Origin of the sequence: Allobosea psychrotolerans, assembly GCF_002917105.1 — a bacterium.
In the GTDB taxonomy this organism is placed as follows: domain Bacteria; phylum Pseudomonadota; class Alphaproteobacteria; order Rhizobiales; family Beijerinckiaceae; genus Allobosea; species Allobosea psychrotolerans.
In genome coordinates this window covers 66,083-87,279 of sequence record NZ_PQFZ01000022.1, presented here as the reverse complement: position 1 = coordinate 87,279, position 21,197 = coordinate 66,083, and the positions used below count along the sequence as shown (strand labels likewise).

23 protein-coding genes and 1 pseudogene are annotated in these 21,197 nt (G+C 66.9%); 13 read left to right on the top strand and 11 right to left on the bottom strand.

The genetic code is table 11. The features are described 5' to 3' along the window. A pseudogene (locus CYD53_RS30795) lies at window positions 1-170 on the bottom strand (cystathionine gamma-synthase); the annotation flags it as partial. Window positions 171-191: 21 nt separating this feature from the next. Here CYD53_RS30795 and CYD53_RS25690 point away from each other — a divergent pair. Beyond that, a complete protein-coding gene (locus CYD53_RS25690) occupies window positions 192-794 on the top strand; it encodes a TspO/MBR family protein (protein ID WP_342751741.1) in 603 nt (200 codons plus the stop codon). Window positions 795-797: 3 nt separating this feature from the next. On the opposite strand, the gene CYD53_RS25685 is transcribed toward CYD53_RS25690, so the two are convergent. The 3 genes from CYD53_RS25685 to CYD53_RS25675 form a co-directional block, all read right to left on the bottom strand. Then, window positions 798-1,172: a response regulator gene (locus CYD53_RS25685; protein WP_069688669.1), complete on the bottom strand. Its 375-nt coding sequence runs from the start codon at window positions 1,170-1,172 to the stop codon at window positions 798-800. Window positions 1,173-1,175: 3 nt separating this feature from the next. Beyond that, complete coding sequence (gene hpt / locus CYD53_RS25680; protein ID WP_103720932.1) at window positions 1,176-1,736, bottom strand: hypoxanthine phosphoribosyltransferase; 561 nt, start codon at window positions 1,734-1,736, stop codon at window positions 1,176-1,178. 190 nt (window positions 1,737-1,926) lie between these two features. Further along, complete coding sequence (locus CYD53_RS25675) at window positions 1,927-2,706, bottom strand: zinc-ribbon domain-containing protein (protein ID WP_103720931.1); 780 nt, start codon at window positions 2,704-2,706, stop codon at window positions 1,927-1,929. Window positions 2,707-3,041: 335 nt separating this feature from the next. Here CYD53_RS25675 and CYD53_RS25670 point away from each other — a divergent pair, with 335 nt between their 5' ends. The 5 genes from CYD53_RS25670 to CYD53_RS25650 all read left to right on the top strand — a co-directional run bounded on the left by CYD53_RS25670 (window position 3,042) and on the right by CYD53_RS25650 (window position 6,805). Beyond that, a complete protein-coding gene (locus CYD53_RS25670) occupies window positions 3,042-3,665 on the top strand; it encodes a cell division ATP-binding protein FtsE (RefSeq protein ID WP_244546561.1) in 624 nt (207 codons plus the stop codon). Further along, entirely contained in the window at window positions 3,652-4,614 is a 963-nt protein-coding gene (locus CYD53_RS25665) for a cell division protein FtsX (RefSeq protein ID WP_245928434.1), read from the top strand. The genes CYD53_RS25670 and CYD53_RS25665 overlap by 14 nt, the downstream gene beginning before the upstream one ends. A 136-nt stretch (window positions 4,615-4,750) precedes the next feature. Further along, window positions 4,751-5,506, top strand: coding sequence for a YdcF family protein (locus tag CYD53_RS25660; RefSeq protein WP_245928433.1), 756 nt, complete (start codon window positions 4,751-4,753; stop codon window positions 5,504-5,506). 11 nt (window positions 5,507-5,517) lie between these two features. After that, the gene (locus tag CYD53_RS25655; RefSeq protein WP_245928432.1) at window positions 5,518-6,321 is read left to right on the top strand and encodes a lysophospholipid acyltransferase family protein; all 804 of its coding nucleotides are present in this window, start codon (window positions 5,518-5,520) and stop codon (window positions 6,319-6,321) included. A 94-nt stretch (window positions 6,322-6,415) separates the two neighbouring features. Beyond that, window positions 6,416-6,805 carry a hypothetical protein gene (locus tag CYD53_RS25650; protein ID WP_103720929.1) on the top strand — a complete coding sequence of 130 codons (390 nt, stop codon included), beginning with the start codon at window positions 6,416-6,418 and terminating at the stop codon, window positions 6,803-6,805. A gap of 133 nt (window positions 6,806-6,938) precedes the next feature. Here the strand turns inward: CYD53_RS25650 and CYD53_RS25645 are convergent, their stop codons facing one another. Continuing rightward, window positions 6,939-7,505, bottom strand: a complete 567-nt coding sequence (locus CYD53_RS25645; RefSeq protein ID WP_103720928.1) for a gamma-glutamylcyclotransferase — start codon at window positions 7,503-7,505, stop codon at window positions 6,939-6,941. A 104-nt stretch (window positions 7,506-7,609) separates the two neighbouring features. On the opposite strand from CYD53_RS25645, the gene CYD53_RS25640 reads away from it, so the two are divergent. Then, window positions 7,610-8,662 carry a DUF2125 domain-containing protein gene (locus CYD53_RS25640; RefSeq protein WP_181012029.1) on the top strand — a complete coding sequence of 351 codons (1,053 nt, stop codon included), beginning with the start codon at window positions 7,610-7,612 and terminating at the stop codon, window positions 8,660-8,662. A gap of 60 nt (window positions 8,663-8,722) precedes the next feature. On the opposite strand, the gene rpoH is transcribed toward CYD53_RS25640, so the two are convergent. The 5 genes from rpoH to CYD53_RS30445 all read right to left on the bottom strand — a co-directional run bounded on the left by rpoH (window position 8,723) and on the right by CYD53_RS30445 (window position 14,783). Then, window positions 8,723-9,619 carry an RNA polymerase sigma factor RpoH gene (gene rpoH / locus CYD53_RS25635; RefSeq protein ID WP_092174811.1) on the bottom strand — a complete coding sequence of 299 codons (897 nt, stop codon included), beginning with the start codon at window positions 9,617-9,619 and terminating at the stop codon, window positions 8,723-8,725. Window positions 9,620-9,833: 214 nt separating this feature from the next. Continuing rightward, window positions 9,834-10,877: an RluA family pseudouridine synthase gene (locus CYD53_RS25630; protein WP_103720926.1), complete on the bottom strand. Its 1,044-nt coding sequence runs from the start codon at window positions 10,875-10,877 to the stop codon at window positions 9,834-9,836. Window positions 10,878-10,972: 95 nt separating this feature from the next. Beyond that, window positions 10,973-12,616 carry a heme biosynthesis protein HemY gene (locus CYD53_RS25625; protein WP_103720925.1) on the bottom strand — a complete coding sequence of 548 codons (1,644 nt, stop codon included), beginning with the start codon at window positions 12,614-12,616 and terminating at the stop codon, window positions 10,973-10,975. 17 nt (window positions 12,617-12,633) lie between these two features. Continuing rightward, the gene (locus tag CYD53_RS25620; RefSeq protein WP_181012028.1) at window positions 12,634-14,619 is read right to left on the bottom strand and encodes a uroporphyrinogen-III synthase; all 1,986 of its coding nucleotides are present in this window, start codon (window positions 14,617-14,619) and stop codon (window positions 12,634-12,636) included. A 26-nt stretch (window positions 14,620-14,645) separates the two neighbouring features. Continuing rightward, window positions 14,646-14,783, bottom strand: a complete 138-nt coding sequence (locus CYD53_RS30445) for a hypothetical protein (protein ID WP_181012027.1) — start codon at window positions 14,781-14,783, stop codon at window positions 14,646-14,648. A gap of 236 nt (window positions 14,784-15,019) precedes the next feature. Here CYD53_RS30445 and tsaD point away from each other — a divergent pair, with 236 nt between their 5' ends. The 6 genes from tsaD (at window position 15,020) to acs (ending at window position 20,534) form a co-directional block, all read left to right on the top strand. Next, entirely contained in the window at window positions 15,020-16,108 is a 1,089-nt protein-coding gene (gene tsaD, locus CYD53_RS25615; protein WP_103720923.1) for a tRNA (adenosine(37)-N6)-threonylcarbamoyltransferase complex transferase subunit TsaD, read from the top strand. Continuing rightward, window positions 16,105-17,103, top strand: coding sequence for an NAD(P)H-dependent glycerol-3-phosphate dehydrogenase (locus tag CYD53_RS25610; RefSeq protein WP_103720922.1), 999 nt, complete (start codon window positions 16,105-16,107; stop codon window positions 17,101-17,103). The genes tsaD and CYD53_RS25610 overlap by 4 nt, the downstream gene beginning before the upstream one ends. Before the next feature lie 13 nt (window positions 17,104-17,116). Further along, window positions 17,117-17,647, top strand: coding sequence for a L,D-transpeptidase family protein (locus CYD53_RS25605; RefSeq protein ID WP_245928431.1), 531 nt, complete (start codon window positions 17,117-17,119; stop codon window positions 17,645-17,647). 24 nt (window positions 17,648-17,671) lie between these two features. Beyond that, on the top strand, window positions 17,672-18,001 hold the full coding sequence (locus CYD53_RS25600; protein WP_103720920.1) for a hypothetical protein: 330 nt from the start codon (window positions 17,672-17,674) through the stop codon (window positions 17,999-18,001). Then, window positions 18,001-18,408, top strand: a complete 408-nt coding sequence (locus CYD53_RS25595; RefSeq protein WP_103720919.1) for an EVE domain-containing protein — start codon at window positions 18,001-18,003, stop codon at window positions 18,406-18,408. Before CYD53_RS25600 ends, CYD53_RS25595 begins: the two co-directional genes overlap by 1 nt. A gap of 173 nt (window positions 18,409-18,581) precedes the next feature. Further along, window positions 18,582-20,534, top strand: a complete 1,953-nt coding sequence (gene acs, locus CYD53_RS25590; RefSeq protein ID WP_103720918.1) for an acetate--CoA ligase — start codon at window positions 18,582-18,584, stop codon at window positions 20,532-20,534. 175 nt (window positions 20,535-20,709) lie between these two features. Here the strand turns inward: acs and CYD53_RS25585 are convergent, their stop codons facing one another. Continuing rightward, window positions 20,710-21,168 carry a Fur family transcriptional regulator gene (locus CYD53_RS25585; RefSeq protein ID WP_103720917.1) on the bottom strand — a complete coding sequence of 153 codons (459 nt, stop codon included), beginning with the start codon at window positions 21,166-21,168 and terminating at the stop codon, window positions 20,710-20,712. Window positions 21,169-21,197: the final 29 nt, after the last annotated feature.

The window sequence follows — 21,197 nt, the reverse complement described above, 5'->3', positions numbered from 1 at the left end:
GTCTCGTTGTCGGGGCGGCCATAGACGAAGCCCGAGGAATAGGCGTTGTCCTCGTCACGGATATAGGTCGTGGCGATATGGATCGGGGTAACCACGCCCCTGGTCAGCGGGTCGATCTTGCCCATGGCCTGCGCGGCGAGAGAGCGGGGATGGAGCGAGCGCTTGGACATGAGGCGATCCCGAATGGTTCCATGAGTAACAAGAATGGCCATCTGGTGCAGGGCAGGCAGGTGGCGCAAGTGCGCGGCCTTGCCGGGGCCGCGCGCCTGCCCCATCTCGTACGCATGAGCGCCCCATCCGCACCCCGCAACCACATCTCCGGATCGTTCTGGCGCAATGCGCTGATCGCGATCGTCCCTGTCGTCGTCGCCTCGATTGTCGGCAGCGCAGTGACCGTGCCGCAGATCCCCGGTTGGTATGCGGGCCTCGCCAAGCCGGTCTTCAATCCACCGAACGGGGTGTTCGGGCCGGTCTGGACCCTGCTCTTTGCGATGATGGCCTATGCTGCCTATCGCATCCTGCGTCTGCCGGTGGTGACGCCGGGCAGGGCGCGGGCGCTCTGCGTCTATCACGTCCAGCTCGCGCTGAACCTGCTGTGGTCCTGCGTTTTCTTCGGGCTCAACAGCCCGGTCGGCGGAATCCTGGTGATCCTGCCGTTGCTGGCGCTGATTCTGACGACGATCGTGCAATTCCGGCCGCTCGACCGGCTTTCGGCCGGTCTGCTCTGGCCCTATGCGGCCTGGGTTTCGTTCGCGACGCTGCTCAACGTCTCGATCTGGTGGCTGAACAGATAGGTTTCAGCCAATCGAGCGTTCGATGACCTTCATCACGGTCGCGCGCAGGTCGGCGATGGTGAACGGCTTTACCATGACCTCGGAGATGATCGCCTCCAGGCTCTTTGCCCGCTCGCGCTGCTCGGCATAGCCCGTCATCAGCATGATGGTCAGTTCGGGGAACTCCTGCTTCGCCGCGAGGGCAAGCGCGATCCCGTCCATCAGCGGCATGCGGATATCGGTGAGCAGCAGATCGAAGCGGCCCTTCTCGGCGATCAGGATATCGAGCGCCTCGGCCCCGTCGGCCGCCATCAGGCAGGTATGCCCATCCATGGTGAGGCCGCGCGCCACGAGCGTGCGCAGGGGTTCCTCGTCATCGACGACCAGAATTCGCGACATCGTTCAGATCCCGGGCAGGCCAGCCTGATCGGCCGTCTCGATGACGCCGACATAGGGTAATTGCCGATAGGCGTGAGCAACGTCCATGCCATAGCCGACGACGAAATAATCCGGGCATTCGAAGCCGATATAATCCGCCTTGATGTTGACGGCGCGCTTGCCCGGCTTCTCCAGCAATACGGCGCTCGAGACCTTGGCAGCCCCGCGTGCCGACAGCAGATCCTTGGCGAAGGCGAGCGTGCGCCCGGATTCAAGAATGTCGTCGACCAGCAGCACCTCGCGGCCGCGCACGTCGCTTTGGACGTCGCGCAGGATCTCGACCTGGCCGGACGAGATCGTGGCGTTGCGATAGCTGGAGAGATGCACGAATTCGACCTGCGGGGTCATGCCGGCGCGATGCATGGCACGGATCAGGTCGGCGACGAACATGAAGCTGCCCTTCAGCACCGCCACCACGAGCAGATCCGGCGGCGAGTTCGCCGCGATCATCCGTGCCATTTCCTCATTGCGCTGCGCGATCTCGCCTTCGTCGTAGAGCACCCTGATGCGCCGGGCTTCAGCCATCGTCTCGTCGTCCTTTCGCGGCCGGCCGGGAACCGGCCAGGCTTTCGGCGCAGAGTGTCGCGCGGTTCGTCTTTCAGGCAGGTTTATAGCATCCATCTGGATCGGCCAGAGGCTCTATTCGCCTGGTGCATTGCTTAAGAAATGTGGGTGCCGGGTTTTTCGCAGGAGCAGTGCTTTCAAGGGCAGGGCTTCAATGCGCGCTGGCGAGGCCTTTCGGCTTGGCCGAGGTGAAGCGCACCAGCACGGATTTTCCGGCCTCGGGCGGGGAGGCGAGCCTGGCACGGAAGCGGACGAGCTCGGCTGGCTCCAGGCTCGGTCGCGGCGCCTCAGTCGTCCATGTGTAGAGCGTCTGGCCGGCGGCATCTTTGACCGCGACCTCGATCGGCGGCATCGGCGCCCTGCCTTTGCTGATATTGGTCACGTCGCCCTCGACGACGAGGAAGCGGTTCTGCCCGTCTTCGACCAGCCCGCTTTCGACCGCACTGAAGCTGAGGCCGCGGATATTGATGGGAAGGCCGAGCTTCTCGAAGACGATGGCGAGCTGCGGCGCGCCGCGCACGGCGAGATTGCGCTGCCAGACGAGGAGGCCGAGCAGCACTGCGCCGCCAAGGCCGAGCGCGACGAAGGTTGCAGCACGGCGCGGGTGGGATTGGCCGGTCTTGGCACCCTTCGCCGGGGAGGGCTTGCCTTTGCCGGGCTTGCGCGGTGGCGGCGGGGGGGGCTCGACCGTGTCCGTGTGTTCGGAGGCGACAGCGCTGATCTGCGCGTCGATTTCGCTGGCGCGCTCGAGCTCCTCGTTCAGCAGGGCCTGCGTTTCCGCCGCGCTCGGAGCCTCCGGAAAATTCTCCTGCGCCGGGTCGACATGCCATAGGGTCTGGCAGGAGGCGCAGCGGACCTTGCGCCCGGCCGGGCCGAGCTTGGCCGCGTCGAGTTCATACCGGCTTGAGCAGGATGGACAGACGATCAGCATGGGCTTGCCAGGCTCGCTCCTTGCCTTGCGTTGAATGGTCTCGGCGTCGAACAGTCTCGACGTCGCCGTCGAACAGTCTTGGCCGGCCTGGCCGGGAAGCCTTCACCGCGCGCCATTGCGGTTCAAGCTTCCTTACCCATGGGGACGGGCGCCGTTCTGCATTGAGCCGGTTTATGGTTAACGCCTCGTGAAGTACCTGTGCGCCAAGGTGCCTGTCGCTCACGTCGCATTCCGGGGCGGCGCGCTTGAGGTGTAGGATCGCGAGCGAGATTCGCAATGCGGCTCGAAGGGATGGCGGTTTGGTTCGGTTCGAGAATGTCGGCCTGCGATATGGCATGGGCCCGGAGGTGCTGAAGGACATCAACTTCAGCATCGCGCCGCGTTCGTTCCAGTATCTCACCGGCCCTTCCGGCGCCGGCAAGACCACGCTGATCCGTCTCGTCCTGATGGCGCTGAAGCCGACGCGGGGACTGGTCAACCTGTTCGGGCAGGATGTCTCGCGCCTGGACGCGACGACGCTGACCGGCTTTCGCCGCCGCATGGGCGTGGTGTTCCAGGATTTCCGCCTGCTCGATCATCTTACGCTCTATGAGAACGTGGCTCTGCCCCTGCGCGTGCTTGGCAAGGAAGAGACGAGCTACCGCGCCGAGGTCGTCGAGCTGCTCCGCTGGGTTGGGCTGGGCGAGCGCATGCATGCGGTGCCGCCGGTCCTGTCGGGCGGCGAGAAGCAGCGCGCCGCGATCGCGCGCGCGCTGATCAGCCGGCCTGAATTGCTGCTGGCCGACGAGCCCACGGGCAATGTCGATCCCGGCCTGGGCCGGCGCCTGCTCCGATTGTTCATGGAATTGCAGTCGCTGGGCACGGCGGTGGTGATCGCGACGCATGATCTTGCGCTGATGGAGCTCTACGACGCGCCGCGTCTTGTCCTCGTCGACGGGCACCTGCATGTCGATGCATGAAGCCGACAGCGATGAAGCCGGGCATGACGGGCTGGCCTTGCCGCCGAACCTGCGGCGTGACCAGCCTCTGGTGCCGCTTGATTCGGTGGCGGGGCGGGCGCTGATGGCGGTCATCGCTATCCTCACCTTCCTGGCGGCGTTGAGCGCCGGCGCGGCCGTGCTGGCGGCGCGCGCCTCGGAGCAATGGCGCGGCGCGGTCGCCAATGAGATGACGATCCAGATCAGGCCGGATTCGCGCCGCGACATGGAAGCCGATCTTTCGCGTGCGGTGGCGATGGCGGCGGGCGTCGCCAGCATCGAGACGGTCCGCGTGGTGCCGAAGGCGGAATCGGACAAGCTGCTCGAGCCTTGGCTCGGCACGGGGCTCGATCTCGTCGAATTGCCGGTGCCCCGCTTGATCGTGATCAAGCTGAGATCGAATGTCGGGCCGGATCTCTCCGCTTTCAGCGCTGCGCTGCGCCACGAGATCCCGAGCGCGATCCTCGACGATCACCGTCTCTGGGTGCGCCGGCTTTCGACTATGGCGAGCACCATCATCCTGTCCGGTGCCGCCGTCGTGCTGCTGGTGCTGACGGCGGCGGCACTCGCCGTCGCCTTCGCCACGCGCGGCGCCATGGCCGGCAGCCGCGACAGCGTCGAGGTGCTGCATCTGGTGGGAGCCGACGACGCCTTCATCGCGCGCGAATTCCAGACCCGCTTCGTCAGGCTGGGCCTGAGAGGCGGCGCGATCGGTGGAGCGGGTGCAATTGTCGTGATCGCCTTGCTCGGTTTCGTGGCATCGCGCTTGGGCGCGGCGCCCGAGGCAGAACAATTGCAGGCTTTATTCGGAGCTTTCGAGATCGGCTGGTCGGGCTATGTCGCAGTGATCATGGTAGCCGCAGTCGTGGCGGGGATCGCGGGGCTCGTATCACGCTTCACGGTGCGGCATTATTTACGTGCGTTGGCTTAACAACCCTTAACCCTTGTGGCGGCAGGAGTGCCGAGCCCGCCGCCGTTATGCCCGATTGGCGGTTTAACCTGACCAAGACATGGTGATGATCGGAAGCAGTCACGAGCATCTGCTGGCAGGCCGAAACAAGCGACCCATGCCGCCCGGGCAGTCCCGCATGCATCTGGCCGGCTGGAGCTGGCCAAGGCGCCTGGGATGGCTCCTGGGCTGCATGCTGGTGGCCGGCGCCGTGGCGCTCGGGTTGGGCTATGCCGAATTCGCCTCCGGAATCGAGCCGCGGGAACCTGTCGCGGTGCCGCGTACGGACGCGATCGTCGTCGTCACCGGCGGCTCACAGCGTGTCGGCGACGCCATCGGCCTGCTCGGTGCCGAGCGCGGTTCGCGCCTGCTGATCAGCGGCGTCAATGAGAAGACGAGTCGCGAGGAGCTCGCCAAGCTCAACCCCTCGGCGCGTGAGCTCCTCGCCTGCTGCGTCGACCTCGACTACCGCGCCCGCAACACGATCGGCAATGCCATCGAGACCCGCCGCTGGGTACGCCAGCATGAATTCCACTCGCTTCTGGTCGTGACCTCGAACTACCACATGCCGCGCGTGCTGGCCGAATTCGCCCATGCGATGCCGGGCGTGCGCCTCGTGCCGCATCCGGTCGTGACCGACCAGATCGACACCTCCGGCTGGTGGCGGAGTTGGAACACGGTCCGGCTGCTCGGGCCCGAATACGGCAAATACCTTGTGGCGCGCCTGCGCAGCGCCTTCGAGGGGGATCCCGAGACGTCGCGGCTCTCGGTCATCATCGGCGGCCGCAAGCCGGTTTCGCCGAAACCCGCAGGGTTGCTCGGGCCGGACTACGAGAAGCGCACGCGCCTGCATGACCATCGCAACAACGCCTGATCCACGTTCGCATGCTTGACGGCGGCGAGCTGACGGGGTCTTTGCGCGCCATGCTGATCCTGCGCTCCCTGCTCGCCAATGTCGTGTTCTATCTCAACCTGTCGCTCTGGTTGGTGTTTGCGGCATTTCCCGCTTTGCTGCTGCCCCGGCGCTACCTGATGAAGGTCGCTGCCGGCTGGTCCCGGAGCGCATTGTTCCTGATGAAGGTGACGTCGGGCACGGGCTTTGAGATCAAGGGGCTCGAGAATATCCCGAGCGGTGGGCTGATCGTTGCGGCCAAGCACCAGTCCTTCTGGGAAACTTTCGTCCTGATCGGACTGTTTCCCGATCCGGTCTTCATCCTGAAGCGCGAACTGACCTGGATTCCGTTCTTTGGCTGGTGCCTGCTCAAGCTCAGGATGATCCCGGTGGATCGCGGCGGGCGCGCGCGGGCTCTGGCCCAGGTCACGCGGCGCTCGCGGATCGAGATGCGTGAGAACGGGCGTCAGCTCCTGATCTTCCCGGAAGGCACGCGCCGGCCGGCCGGAGCTCCGCCAGACTACAAATACGGCGTTGCGCATCTCTATGCAGATCTCAACGTGCCTTGTGTGCCCGTCGCGCTGAATTCCGGCCTGTACTGGCCGCGCCGCAAGTTCCTGCGTCTGCCGGGCACGATCCGCCTGACATTCCTGCCGCCGATCCTGCCGGGCCTGAGCAAGACGGAGTTCCAGGCGCTGCTGCAGGAGAGGATCGAGACGGAAAGCAACCGGCTGCTGGCGCTGGGGCGTAGCGAACTGGCCAAGCTCGGTCTCGATCCGCTGGCGAAACGCTCCTGACAGCAGCTGTCAGCAAGGCCGGCCGCGCGGGCCGGCGGCCCTTGACAGATAGTCTGTTCGTTCTCATTTTGTTCTGGAACAAAAGGAGGAACGGATGGCCGCTCTCGCCTATTCCCACCCCGATCTTTTCGCTGATGAGCCCGTGGTCTCGGCGCGCGAAATGCCGCTGCGCAGCACGGCGGGCCTGTCCGAGCGTCGCTTCACCGCCTGGCGCGGCCGTTCGGGCCGGCGCTACGTCGCCTCGGTCTTCACGGTCTCGGACGATCACGCGCTCGGCTTCACCGATGCGGTGTTGCTGGCGGTTTCGCAGGATCGCCAGATTCTCGCCGCGCGCGATAGCGGGCCGTTCGGGGTCGAGGCGGCGCTGACGCGTTGGCGGCAGGCGGTGACGCAGGCCGGCGCGCGCGAAATCCATGTCCATCTGCTTGCGGAGGATGGCATGAGCCGCCGCGCGGCGCTGCTGGACCTGATGCCGGAGGTTTGAGCCGGCATCAGAGCATTTTGTTCTGACGCGATTTCTTCACGCAAACCGGTATCCACCACTCGAAAACGCTCTCATCTAAGAGTTAGAGCAGGATCAACGCGAAAAACCGCTTCCCGCTTTTTCGCATGCTGCTCTAGAGCGGCGGGCGCGGCTCGCCGAGGCCGGGCGCGAGCTTTTGCGCGAGATCGGCGAGGACAGGGTCGAAGACGCCCATCTTGCGCAGATGCTCATGGGTCTGCAGCACATAGTCCGGGTTTTCGCCCGAGCCGCCGCGTCCGTTGCGCACCAGTTCCAGCACCTCGTCCGGCGGCAGCCGCCCGGCATATTGCAGGTGCTTGCGATCGGCGACATAGACCAGCGCCTTGACGCTGCGCCCATCATCAAGCCGCACCGGCATGCGGCGTTCGAGATAGACCGAAGTCGCCTGCTCGCGGGCGCGCAGATAGGTCACGGTCTCGGCCGCCTCATTGGCTGCGACCCGGAAGGCAAGGCCACGGCAGATGCCGCCGCGATCAAGGCCCAGTACGAGGCCGGGACGTTCGGGCGTGCCGCGATGGACATGCGAGAAGATGCAGAGCGAGCGGTGGTAGCCGTGCAGCCGCGCGACGACGCTTTCCTCAAAGGGAAAGCCCGGCCGCCAGATCAGCGAGCCATAGCCGAAGACCCAGAGATCGCTCGCACTGAGATCAGCTGTCATCATCACCCCATAATTTAGCCGTGGCCGCCTGCTTGATGGGCGCACTGGCGCCCTTGCTCGGCGGCAGCTAACAATCCGCTCGCTTTTTCGCAATGGACCGCCGCCGTATGACCGATCTTGCTCCCACGCGTCGCCGCAGCCGGTTCTGGCTCTATGCGCCCTTCGTCCTGCTCGCATTACTGGCCGCTGCCTGGAGCGGCTTCTGGTTCGTGGTGCGCGGACGCGTGGCCGATGCTGTCGATACGGCGCTGGCGCGCGAGGCTGGACTCGGCCGCAGCTGGAGCTGCCTGGACCGTTCGATCAGCGGTTTTCCGTTTCGCGTCGAACTGCGTTGCGCATCGCTGGAACTGACCTCGACGCGCTGGGGCGATGCGGTGAAGCTGCAGACGGGTCCGAGCCTGGCGCTCGGACAGATCTATTCGCCCGGGCTCGTCATCGTACAGATCACCGGCCCGCTGCAGGCCAACCTGCCCGAGGGCCGCAAGCTCGATCTGGCCTGGGCCCGGCTCGAGGCGAGCCTGACGCATAATGGCGCGGCGCCCCAGCAGGTCTCCCTGGTCATGACCGAGCCGAACGCGACCCTCGCCACCCCGGGCCAGGCCAATGAAGGTTGGCGCGCCGCCAGCCTGGAGGTCCATCTGCGCCGCAATCCGACACGCCCGGCAAGCGATCAGGCCACCGATCTCGCCATCAACACCAAGGGCTCCGTCCTGCCAGCGCTCGATGCCCTGCTCGGCACGAGCGAGGCTGGTGATGTCGACATCCAGGCGACCTTGACGCAGGCCGAGGCCTTCAAACTCGGTTTCAATCCCGATGCGCTGGAGCGCTGGCGCAGCGCTGGCGGGCAGATCGAGCTGACGAAGCTGGTCTCAGTCAAGGGTCCAGCCCGCATCGAGGCAAGCGGCCTGCTGCTGCTCGACCAGACGCATCGCGTCTCCGGGCAGGTCCAGGCCTCGCTCGCGGGCATCAAGCAGATCGCCGGCGTTCCGGTCGGGGGGGTGCTCGGTGGCCTCGGAGGCTTGCTCGGCGGCCGGGCCAGCGCGCAGGCGCCGGGTGCGGCGCCCGGCCTGACGGCCTTGCCGCCGGTGGTGCTGCGCGAGGGCCGCGTCTATCTCGGGCCGATCCGACTGCCGGTCCAGCCGCTCCTGCCCCTATACTGAAGCGACATGGAAAAGGGGCGCATGGCGCCCCTTTTCCTATGCTCATGCGGGGGCAGCGGATCACGCCGCCGGCAGCGCCGCGCGCGGCGCCTCGATGCGGGTCAGGGCCTTCTTGACCGCATCCTGCACCTTCTCGAAGGCGCGCACCTCGATCTGGCGGACGCGTTCGCGCGAGACGTTGAACTCCTCGGAGAGCTCCTCCAGCGTGATCGGGTCCTCGGCCAGCCGGCGCGCCTCGAAGATGCGCCGCTCGCGCGGGTTCAGGACATCGAGCGCCTCGCGCAGGGCCGAGTGGCGGTTGTCGCTTTCCTGCGATTCGGCATAGCGGCGCTCCTGGCTCTCGCTGTCGTCGACCAGCCAGTCCTGCCATTCGCCATCGCCATCCTCGCGCAGCGGCGTGTTCAGCGACGCGTCGCCACCGAGGCGGCGGTTCATGTCGATGACGTCCTGCTCGTTGACGCCGAGCTTGGTGGCGATGGTCTTGACCTGCTCGGGGCGCAGATCGCCCTCGCCAAGCGCCGAGATCTTGCTCTTGGCTTTGCGCAGGTTGAAGAACAGCTTCTTCTGGTTGGCGGTGGTGCCCATCTTCACCAGCGACCAGGACCGCAGGATGTATTCCTGGATCGAGGCCTTGATCCACCACATTGCATAGGTCGCGAGCCGGAAGCCCTTGTCGGGCTCAAAGCGCTTCACCGCCTGCATCAGGCCGACATTGCCTTCGGACACGACCTCGCCGATCGGCAGGCCATAGCCACGATAACCCATGGCGATCTTGGCCACGAGCCGCAGATGGGACGTAACGAGCCGGTGCGCCGCATCGCGGTCGCCATGCTCGCGCCAGCGTTTCGCCAGCATGAATTCCTCGTTCGGTTCCAGCATCGGGAACTTACGAATTTCGTCGAGGTAACGTGACAGTCCGCCTTCCGCGGACATGACGGGCAGCGACGCAATCGCCATGCTCGTTCTCCTTCTTGGCCCCCGCTTCGCGGCAAACCAACCGCGCGATCAACCTTCGCGCAGGCTTTGGACGTCGTGAAAGATACAACGCCGGAACCAGCTAACGGTTCGGCGCTGTCTCAAGCCACGTGCGGCGCCCCTTAGCCATCCGCATCCAACACGCACTCTATGCCAAGACAGCTTGGCGGAAAATGGGCATGATGGCGAGATTGCCTCACAGCCTCGCGAGTTCTTCTTGCAATTTTGCAAACTCAGGCGGCGGTTCGGATTCGAAAAGCAACTCTTCGCCCGTGGCGGGGTGGGCGAAACCCAGCAGCGCCGCATGCAGCGCCTGCCGCCCCAATTGCGCCAGCGCCAGACGGGCGGGCTCGGGCAGGCGGCTCGCCTTGGTCGCGAAACCGGAGCCGTAGAGCTGGTCGCCCAGCAGGGGATGGCCGAGATGGCTCATATGGACGCGGATCTGATGCGTGCGGCCGGTCTCGAGCCGGCACTCGACCAGGCTGGCGAGCGCCTCGGTCTCCTCCCGACCCTTAAGTAAGGCGGGGTAGCGTTCCATGACCGTGAAATGGGTGATGGCCTCACGCCCGCGCTCCTCGCCCACGACCATCATCTTCTCGCGGTTCTTGTTCGAGCGCTCGATATTGGCCTCGATCGTGCCGTGCGCCCGGCGTGGGAAGCCCCAGACAATGGCAAGATAGGCGCGCTGGAGCGGGCCGGTGCGGCCGTGATCGGCAAACTGCTTCGCCAGGCCCTGATGGGCCTTGTCGTTCTTGGCGACGACGAGGAGGCCGCTGGTGTCCTTGTCGAGCCGGTGCACGATGCCCGGTCGCCTGACGCCGCCAATGCCCGAAAGGCTTTCGCCGCAATGGGCGATCAGCGCGTTGACCAGCGTGCCGTCCTCATGACCGCCGGCGGGATGCACGACGAGGCCGGCGGGCTTGTCGATGACGATCAGGTGCTCATCCTCGAACACCACGGTGAGCGGGATGTCCTGCCCCGCCGGGGCCGCGGGCTTGGCCTCGGGCATGATCAGCGTCAATGCGTCGCCCTCGACGACCTTGCGGCTGCCGTCGGTCGCGACCGTGCCGTTCAGGCTGACGCCGCCATCCTTGACGATCTGCTGCAGGCGGGCGCGCGAGATCTCGCCGGCCAGCAAGGCGAGCGCCTTGTCGAGGCGCGCGCCGGCCTGTTCGGCCGTCACATGCAAGGTCACGCCCGCAGGCGGCGCGGTCTCAAATTGGCTTGGCTGTGATGTCATGACCGACGCTATAAGCGCCCGGGCCGAAAGCCGCACTTCTTTTCGCACGCGCCTGTATCGCCTGCGGCCGGGCTTGCCTCAGCCGAGGGCCTTGCTCAGCCGAAGATGCGGAACTTCGCATTCTTCTCCTCGGAGATCTGGGCCTCTTCCGGCCCCGGATCGTCGGGTGCATGCGAGACGGGGAAGATCACGGGCGTGGCGCGCGCCTCGCCCTTCACTGGTGCTGCGTCGGGTTTGGCTGTGGCCGGCTGCGTCTCCGCGACAGGCTTCGCTTCCTGAGGCGGCCTGGGCGCAGGTTCGACGATGGCCGCCGGCGGCGGCTCGCTCGGCTTCGGCGGCGGCATGGCTGGAATGCCGGCAGGTTCGGACGTCACGGTTTCGGCGCGGGCCTCGATCAGGGGCGCGGATTCGTCGAGATCGGCCAGGACGTCGTCGAGCGCCGGGGCGTGGCTGCCGAGCGTGGCGGGCGGCACCGTCCAGACGAAGGCGTCGAGCCGGCCCGAAATCGGCGAGACCGGCAGCCATTGGTCGGAAACCAGCCCGTCGGCGACCCAGGCGGCGTCACGCGGCGCGCGCGTTGCCCGTGCCAGCCATTCGCGCACCTTGCCGGCCGCGCCGTGCTCGGCCTCCTCGAGCTCCGCCATCAGCAGGCAGGCGCGCACCGAGGCGCCGCCGGCGAGCAGCGGCTTCAGGGCCGTGCGGGCCTTGGCGAAATCGCGGGCGTGGATCGCGGCGCCGGCGAGCGCCAGCACGCCCTCGGGATCGGCCGGGCGCAATTTCGTCAGCGTGATCGCGCGGTTGAGCCGATCCTGGGCGCTGTCACCGGAGCGGACATCGAGATAGGCGGCGGCGATGTCGGGATGGGAGACCTCCTTCCAGGCGGCCTCCAGGATCTTGGAGGCTTTGCGGATGTCGCCGCGCTCGGCCAGCATGCGGCCCGCAAGCACCGCGGCCGGGGTCAGGCCTGGCGCGAGCTTGGTCGCCTCCAGCGCTGCGGCGAGCGCCTTTTCCGGCTCGCCATCGCGCGCCTGCAAAGCCTCGGCCGCAAGCAGCACCGCGCGCTGGCGCTTGGCCTCGGCCTTCTCGGCCAGCCTCAGGGCGGCGCGGCGTTCGACGGCGGTGCGCGCCGCCTGCCAGTCGCCGGCGCTGGTGTGGAAATCGAGCAAGGCATCATTGGCCCAGGCGAGCGAGGGCGAACGGCGCACGGCATCGTCGGCGAAGGCGCGCGCGGCGGTCATGTCGCCGCGACGCCTGGCCTCGACGAAGAGGCCGCGCAGGCCGAGCACGCGGGTTTCGGGCTTGTCGAGCATGGTCTTGAAGGCGGCCTCGGCCCGGCCGCGATCGCCCGAGAGCTGGGCGGCCTGCGCCTCCAGCAGCAGGGTCAGCGGCTCGTTGCCGGAGAAGCGGCGCGCATCGACGGCGTGGCGGCTGGCGGCGATGGGGTCGCCCGCACCGATCGCGACCATGCCGCGCGAGACGGCTTCAAAGCCGCGGGCGCGGCGGCGTGCCCGCGAAGCGAAGCTGAAGGCCGAGGGCAGGCCGAGCACGAAGCGCGCAAGCGCCCAGGCCAGCATCGCCAGCATCGCCAGCACGACGACGCCGATGGCGGCGATCGCGACGCTGGTCTCGATGCGGTAGCCCTGCCACAGAATCGAAACCTCGCCGGGACGATCGGCGAGCCAGACGGCGCCGACCGCAAGGCAGGCGAAAACGACGAGATAGAGTAAAACGCGAACCATAAAACTCTATGCCTCCGTCAGCCTGCCGCACCGAGATCGGTGACGGCATCCTGCGCGATTTTGGCGATGGCCGCATCAGCCGCCGCCCGTTTTTGCAAAGCCGCGCCGAAATCGGTGCTGGCGCGCCGCGCCGGCTCGGGCAGTTGGCTCCAGAGGCCGGCGGCCACCACGAAATTCCCGCTCGCCAGCGCGTTCTCCAGCCGAATCAGCAATGTGGCGGGATCATTGGAGCCGGTGTCGCCCACGGGCCGGATCGTGACGATGCGGCTGGCGAGTCCCAGCAGGCGATCCTGCCAGTTGGCGGTCGCCGGCATCATTTCCCTGGCGAACATGGCACGCTGCCCGCGGAATCGCGTAAGCAGCGCGTCACGGGTCGGGGCGCCGGTCGTGGCGACCGCGTTCAGCGCTGCAATCTGCTCGGGCGCGCCGCCGCCCTTGGCGAGCGCCGCGACATCGCCGGCGAAGGGCTGGCCCGAGGCGATGGCGCTCTGGATACGCTCGGCCAGGACGATACGTGCGGCGGCGAGAGCTTGCGGGCTGGGGGCGGAGGCGGTCTTGGCGAGGGTCTCGACCGTGGCGAGCCGCTGGCCGAGCGCGTTGGCGGCGGCTTCGGCGCGCTGGGCCTGGGCACTCAAACTCGCGATCGCACCGGCATCGGCGTTCTGGGTGCCTTGCGCCTTCGCCTGCTCGACGAGCCGGGCCGCGGCGGCCTGCGCCTCCGTCCCGGCCTTGACGGCGGCCTCTGCCTTGCGGTCGAGCGCGGTGGCGGCGCCCTGCAGGCTGTCGATCCGGGCGCGGAGCTCGGCGATCTGCGCAATGTCGACGGCAGGCGTCATGCGGCTCCAGGCCAGCATGGCAAGCCCGGCGCCGACCATGCCGCCGACCATGCCGCCGACGATGCCGGCGAGCGCCAGGGCCGGCCAGGGCAGGTGCGATCTCGTCTGCTGGAGGTGTGACGGCTGGGCAGTGTCGGCGTGACGGGATTCTTCGCTGTCCGGGCCGGCATGCGCGGCCGCCGGCTTGGCCTCCGGCGCGGCGAACTCCTGGGGCAGCGCCTCGGTCGGCAGTACGGCTTCGGGGGGCGCTGCGCTCGCGGACGCCGTGCCCGTGGCGGATGGAGCGGCATCCTGCGCCGTTGACGTGTCCTGTGCCGTCAGATCGATGGTCGGCGGCGTGCGGCGGGCGCGGCCACGCTTCATCGCTTCAGCATCGGGCTCGTTCATCGGGCCTGTCTCCGTCTCGACGCCTGTCGTCGCAGCCGGTTCGTCTCTAACATCGTCGCGCAGGCGATTGCGAGCGGACACTTGGTCGAGGGCGGCGAGCAGGCCCGCTTCTTCCGGATGCTCGGCGACCAGCACCGTGCTGGCTCCAGCCGTGATCAGCGGCGCCGCGACGTCTGCCGAGAGCGCGACATGGGTCAGCGCCAGGGCAGGCTCTGCGAGGCCAGCCTCCCGTGCCAGCGTCAGGAAGGTTCGGGCGCCGCGCGGGGAATAATGCAGGGCGGCATCGACCTTGCCGTCGCGAAGGGCCTTGGCTGCATTGGCCGGGAGAGCGCTCACGGCCTCGGCTGCATAGGCGGTCCAGATCGTCACGTCGTAACCGGCGTCCCGCAAGCGCTGCGGCACATCCTCATGGCTGTCCCGGCCGGCGATCAGAAGCAGCCGCGAGGGCGGCGGCAGATTGCGGTTGATCAGATCGATCAGGTCATGGCGATTGCCGTCGGCGCTGCGGGCATCGGCATAGCCGGCCTCGCGGGCCTTGCCGGCGGTGCGCGCCCCGACGCTGAAGACAGGCAGGTCGCGCCAGGCAAGGGGTGCCTCGGCGAGCGCGCCAACCGCATTGCTGCTGGTCAGGACGAGTGCGGCGAAATCCCTGGCCGGCGCCGGCTCGGGCAGGCGCACGATGGTAAACAGCGGCGCGATCAACGGCTCGCAGCCGCGCGCGGCAACCGCGCGGGCGCTGCGCTCGGCATCGGCCTGCGGCCTCAGGACGAGTATGCGCATGCGGTCTCCTCTCGCGCTGGGCGTCATCAGGCAGCGCTCGCATCTGAAGCATGAACGCCTGGACGGCGCTCGCGTTCGCGGTTGAATTGGTTAGCGATCGCGGCGTGCCCGATGACGATGTCGTCCGAGGGGATGTCGCGGCGCGAGGTTGCAATTTCGGCCATGCCTCAGGTCTTCCCTCAAATGGCCGCTCTGCCGGCGGCTCCGGATGTGTCGTCCCAGACCGGCATCCAGACTCGGTATTCCGGACTTGCATCCGGGCCGCATAACGGCCTCTTGGCCTTATGCTCGCTCGCGCACTATACGGGGGAATTCCCGGCGCGAAACTGCCGGTTCTTCACGACCGAATTCCTGCGCCCGCCTATTCCGTCACAGCTGCTGCGAGACCAACCGGCCGATCATGCGAGTTTTGGGCATAGAGACGACTTGTGACGAGACCGCGGCTGCGATTGTCGAGGTCACGCGCTCCGGCGAGGCAAAAATCCTGTCGAACGAGGTGCTGAGCCAGATTGCCGCGCATGCGGCCTTTGGCGGCGTCGTGCCGGAGATCGCGGCGCGTGCCCATGTCGAGGCGATCGACCGCATCGTCGGCAGCGCTTTCGCGCGAGCGGGGCTCAAGCCAGCCGAGATCGATGGGGTTGCTGCCGCAGCCGGTCCGGGGCTCGTCGGTGGCGTCATGGTCGGGTTGACCACGGGGAAAGCGATTGCGCTGGTGACGGGTAAGCCCTTCATCGCGATCAACCATCTCGAAGCCCATGCGCTGACGGCGCGACTGACCGACGATCTCGCCTTTCCCTATCTGCTGCTGCTGGTTTCGGGCGGGCACACGCAATTGCTCGCCGTGCGCGGCGTCGGCGACTATCTCAAGCTCGGCGGCACGATCGACGACGCCGTCGGCGAGGCCTTCGACAAGATCGCCAAGATGCTGGGCCTGGCCTATCCGGGCGGCCCTTCGGTGGAGCGCGAGGCGGAGAAGGGCGATTCCGAGCGCTTCGACTTTCCCCGCCCGATGAGCGGCCGGCCGAATCCGGATTTCTCGCTGTCTGGCCTCAAGACGGCGGTGCGCCTCGTCGCCGAGCGGATCGCGCCCTTGTCGGATCGCGATGTCGCCGATCTCTGCGCCTCCTTCCAGGCGGCGGTCGTCGACGTGATGGTCGACCGGACACGGGCTGGCCTGCGCGCCTGCCGCGCTGCCGGTATCACGCCGTCGGCGCTGGTCGTGGCGGGCGGCGTCGCCGCCAATCAGCCGATCCGGCGCGGGCTGACGCGGCTCGCGACCGAGGCCGGCCTGCCGATGGTGGCGCCGCCGGTCGCCCTCTGCGGGGACAATGGCGCGATGATCGCCTGGGCCGGGCTGGAGCGGCTGCGCCTTGGGCTGATCGACGATATGAGCGCGATCGCACGCCCGCGCTGGCCGCTGGACGAGCTCAGGCCGCAAGACCTCGTACCGCAAGAGCTTGCGCCGCGTGGCGCCAAGGCCGGGGAATGAGCGGGCTCACCGCCCCTCTCGTCATCGGCATCGTCGGCGGTGGGGCCTACGGCACGGCCCTGGCGCTGGCCGCGGCGCGCGCCGGGCGCGAGGTCCTGTTCTGGGCTCGCGATGCGGCGACAATCACGGCGATCCGCGAGACCCGCCAGACGCCGCATCTGCCAGGCGTGATCCTGCCGGAGGCGATCGCCGCGACATCGTCGCTTGCGGCATTGAGCACCGCTGGCGCCTTCGTGGTCGCGGTACCGACGCAGAGCCTGAGGCAGGTCTGTGAGGGGCTGGCGCAGGCGCTGCCAGCCGGCCGGCCGGTGATCTCTGCCGCCAAGGGCATCGAGCAGGCGACCGGCCTGTTCACCACGCAAGTGATCGCGCAGGCCTGGCCCGGCTCGCCGGCTGCGATCCTGTCGGGTCCAAGCTTCGCCGCCGATATCGGGCGCGGCCTGCCCACGGCGGTGACGCTCGCCGCGCAGGACGCCGATCTGGCGCGGGCCCTGGCCGAGGCGCTGAGCTCCTCGGCTTTCCGCATCTATCACAGCGCCGATCCGCGGGGCGTCGAGATCGGCGGAGCGGCCAAGAACGTGCTCGCCATCGCGGCTGGAATCACGATCGGCCTCGGCTATGGCGAGAGCGCCCGCGCTGCGCTGGTGGCGCGGGGTTTCTCCGAATTGCGCCGCTTCGGTGAGGCTTTTGGCGCGCAAGGCGAGACGCTGATGGGGTTGTCGGGGCTCGGCGATGTCGTGTTGAGCTGCGCCTCGCCGCAATCGCGCAACTTCGCCTTCGGCCTGGCGCTGGGACAGGGGCGGCCGCTTGCGGAGGCCTCGGGCGGCAAGCTGGCGGAGGGGGCGTTCACCGCCTCGGTGCTGGCGCGGATTGCACGGGAGCACAAGGTCGAGATGCCGATCGCGAATGCGGTCGCGGCGATCATAGCAGGCGAGATCGGCGTGCGGGAGGCTGTGGCCGGGCTCCTGGCCCGACCGCTCCGCGCCGAGAATTGAGGCGGGCCAGAGCGTGTTGAAGCGAGCTGCGGTCTTGCTCTGCGTCGGGCTCGTCCTTGCCTTGGGCTCGGAGGTCTCGCAGGTCTTGCGAGTGACGCCGGCGCTTGCAGATCAAGATGAGCAGGCGACGCTCGTCGTGATCGAGAAGGGCATACGGAGGCTGACGCTGGAGCGGGATGGCCAAGTGCTGGCGCGCTATGCCGTGGCCCTCGGCCCCGATCCGGTTGGCCAAAAGCGGAGGGAAGGCGATGGCCGCACTCCGGAAGGCGTCTATGCCGTCGACTTCAAGCATCCGCGCAGCCGCTATCATCTGGCCCTGCGCATCTCCTATCCGGATCAGCAGGCGCGCGAGACAGCGCTGCGGGCCGGCGTTTCGCCGGGCGGCGACATCATGATCCACGGCATCCGCAATGGCCTCGGCTGGCTCGGTCGGCTGCATCGCAACCGCGACTGGACGGATGGCTGCATTGCGGTCACCAATGCCGAGATTCGCGAGATTTGGTCGCGTGTCCCGGATGGGACGCGCGTGGAGATCCGGCCGTGAGACGGTGGGACGAAGGAGGCGGCAATGGCCAATGACTGGTCCGACCTGACGAAGCGCGTGGCGCGCGGCATCGCCGAAGTGCGCAAGACGACGGGCTCGGAGCTCGTCGCCGAGAGCCTGCCGGTGGCATTGGCGGGCCGTGTGCCGGCCGGCCCCGTGATCCAGCATCGCCGCCGCCGCGCCGAGGATACGCATCGCTTCGTGCTGATCCTGCCTTTCGGCGAGGGCGAGGTCCGGGTCGAGCTTGATCCGCAGGACTATGCCGCCCTGACGCGTGAGATGGTGCGGTTCTGGAACGAGCAGGGGCAAGCGGCCTCGAAACCGCCAAACCCGATGAAAGAGGAAGAGGCCTGATGGCACATTGGCTGATCAAATCCGAACCGGTGAAATGGTCCTGGGACCAGCAGGTCGCGGCCGGCGCCAAGGGCACGCATTGGGACGGCGTCAAGAACCATACCGCCAAGCTCAACCTGATGGCGATGAAGCAGGGCGAACAGGTCTTTTTCTACCACTCGAATGAGGGGCTGGAGGTCGTTGGCATCGTCGAGGTGATCAAGGAGGCCTATATCTGGATTCCGGGCGAGCCCTGGGTACTGGTCGACTTCAAGGCGGTGAAGCCGTTGCCGAAGCCGGTGACGCTGGCGCAGGTCAAGGCGGAGCCGAAGCTTGCCAAGATGTCGCTCGTCACGTCGTTCCGCCTCTCGGTGCAGCCGGTGACCGACGAGGAATGGGCGCTGGTCTGCGAGATGGGCGGGCTTTGAACCCCGGCACGGCAGCCGAAAGTCTTTGAAACGAAAGTGCGAGGCCACCCAGCTTGCCGCCTCGGCTGCCGGGACTATGATGCAGCGCATTCAAACCAAGCGGACGAGGCGAATCCCGGGATGCGCCCCCGAAGCCGCGATTCAGACGGCCCAGGTCTGGGGAGACGCCTATCATGTCCGAGACGATCTATGACGTGCCCGCCGCCTGGGCCAAAAAGGCGCATCTGAACGACGCCAAATACAAGAAGATGTATGCGGCTTCGATCAAGGATCCTGACAAGTTCTGGGGCGAGCACGGCCAGCGCATCGACTGGTTCAAGCCCTACAGCAAGGTCCGCAACGCCAGCTACAAGCCCGGCAAGGTCTCGATCAAATGGTACGAGGACGGCACCACCAACGTCGCCTATAACTGCGTCGATCGGCATCTGGCGACGCGGGCCAAACAGACCGCGATCATCTGGGAGGGCGATGACCCTTCGGAATCCAAGAAGATCAGCTACGGCCAGCTCTATACCGAGGTCTGCAAGTTCGCGAACGTGCTGAAGGCCAACGGGGTCAAGAAGGGTGACCGCGTCACCATCTACCTGCCGATGATCCCCGAGGCGGCCTATGCGATGCTCGCCTGCGCACGTATCGGCGCGATCCATTCCGTGGTGTTCGGAGGCTTCTCGCCCGATTCGCTGGCGAGCCGGATCGAGGACAGCGATTCCAAGATCGTGATCACTGCCAATGAGGGTTTGCGCGGGGGCCGCGCCGTACCGCTCAAGAAGAACGTCGATGCGGCCGATCCCAAGGTCAAGGGCGGCATCGGCAAGGTCATCGTGGTCAAGCGCACGGGCGGCGATGCCCATATGGTCGACGGCCGCGACGTCTGGTACCATGACGAGGCCGCCAAGGTTTCGGGCCATTGCCCGCCCGTGGAGATGAAGGCGGAGGATCCGCTCTTCCTGCTCTACACCTCCGGATCGACCGGCAAGCCCAAGGGCGTGCTTCACACGACGGCCGGCTATCTCGTCTACACGTCGATGACGCATCAATACGTCTTCGACTATCATGACGGCGACATCTACTGGTGCACGGCCGATGTCGGCTGGGTCACCGGACACAGCTACATCCTCTATGGCCCGCTCGCCAACGGCGCGACGACGCTGATGTTCGAGGGCATCCCGACCTATCCGACGATCTCCCGCTTCTGGGAGGTGATCGACAAGCACAAGGTCAACACCTTCTACACCGCGCCGACCGCAATCCGCTCGCTGATGGGGGCGGGCGAGGAACCGGTGAAGAAGACCAAGCGCAAATCGCTGCGGTTGCTCGGCTCGGTCGGCGAGCCGATCAATCCGGAAGCCTGGGAGTGGTATCACCGCGTCGTCGGCGACCACCGTTGCCCGATCGTCGATACCTGGTGGCAGACCGAGACGGGCGGCATCCTGATCACGCCGCTGCCGGGCGCGACCAAGCTCAAGCCCGGCTCGGCGACGCGGCCCTTCTTCGGCGTCAAGCCCGAGATCGTCGATGCCGAGGGCAAGATCCTGGAAGGCGCCTGCGAGGGCAACCTCGTCATCGCCGAGAGCTGGCCCGGCCAGATGCGTACGGTCTATGGCGATCATAAGCGCTTCGAGGAAACCTATTTCGCCACCTACCCGAACAAGTATTTCACCGGTGATGGCTGCCGGCGCGATGCCGACGGCTATTACTGGATCACCGGGCGCGTCGACGACGTGATCAACGTCTCCGGGCACCGCATGGGCACGGCCGAAGTCGAATCGGCGCTGGTGGCGCATCCCAAGGTCTCGGAAGCAGCCGTCGTCGGCTATCCCCACGATATCAAGGGCCAGGGCATCTACGCCTATGTCACGCTGATGGCCGGCGAGACGCCGAGCGAGGAGTTGCGCAAGGATCTGGTGTCCTATGTGCGCAAGGAGATCGGCCCGATCGCCTCGCCTGACCTGATCCAGTTCTCGCCCGGTCTGCCCAAGACCCGCTCGGGCAAGATCATGCGCCGCATCCTGCGCAAGATCGCCGAGGACGAGTTCGGCGCGCTCGGCGACACCTCGACCCTGGCCGATCCGGCGGTGGTCGACGACCTGATCGCCAACCGGCAAAACAAGCGCAAGGCAGGCTGAGCGGCCGCCGATACGTCATGGCCGGGCTTGACCCGGCCATCTCCTAGAGCCGGATGATTTCAGAGTTAGAGCAGGATCGACGCGAAAAACCCGTTCCCACTTTCTCGCATCCTGCTCAGGAGGTTCGCTGGTCGTGAGATGCTCGGGACAAGCCCGAGCATGATGGAAAGGCGCATCAAACGTCCTTTTTGACGCGCTTCCGGCCGGCCTTGGGCAGCTTGCGCGCATAGAGCTCGAGCCGGTGGCGGACGATCTCGTAGCCCAGCTCGGCTGCGATCTTCGCCTGCAGAGCCTCGATCTCCGGTGATGAGAACTCCACCACCTGGCCGGTCTCGACATCGATCAGATGGTCGTGATGCTGCTGGTCGGCATGCTCGTAGCGCGAGACGCCGTCCTCGAAGGCGTGGCGCTCGATCGCGCCCTGCGATTCCAAGAGCTTCATGGTTCGGTAGACGGTCGAGAGCGACAAGGTCGGGTCGTGCTCGAAGGCGCGGGTGAAGATGCCCTTGGCGTCGGGGTGGTCGTGCGCTTCGGCGAGAATGCGCAGGATCAGCCGGCGCTGCTGCGTCATCCGCAAGCCCGCTTGCTTCAACTGGCCCTCGAAAATGGCCACGCGCTGCTCGATTCCGATCATTCTTCGCAGATAGCAAGGCTGCGACGCAT